The sequence below is a fragment of the Vibrio sp. 10N.286.51.B11 genome (genome assembly GCF_041469245.1).
Classification (GTDB): domain Bacteria; phylum Pseudomonadota; class Gammaproteobacteria; order Enterobacterales; family Vibrionaceae; genus Vibrio; species Vibrio crassostreae_C.
This window is the reverse complement of record NZ_JBFRKI010000087.1, coordinates 1-251: the sequence shown is the minus strand read 5'-3', so window position 1 is coordinate 251 and position 251 is coordinate 1. Positions and strand designations below refer to the sequence as shown.

At 45.0% G+C, this 251-nt stretch carries 1 tRNA gene; it reads right to left on the bottom strand.

The window, feature by feature from the left end:
- Positions 1 to 126: 126 nt before the first annotated feature.
- Positions 127 to 202 (bottom strand) — tRNA-Val (locus AB4154_RS22405).
- Positions 203 to 251 lie beyond the last annotated feature (49 nt).

Sequence of the window (251 nt, the reverse complement as noted above, 5' to 3'; positions counted from 1 at the left end):
CCAAATTGTTAAAGAGCAATGAGACTTCTTGTGAAGTTCATTTTCTAAAGACTCTCACAGTCGAAAAATCCAACCAGCGACATAAGAAGTGGTTTGGAGATTTAACTTCCAAGAATATTTAGAGAATGGTGGGCGATACCGGGCTCGAACCAGTGACCCCCTGCTTGTAAGGCAGGTGCTCTCCCAACTGAGCTAATCGCCCACGATAGTTTTAATTCCTTCGTGGAGAAAGAATGGTGGGTCGTGCAGGA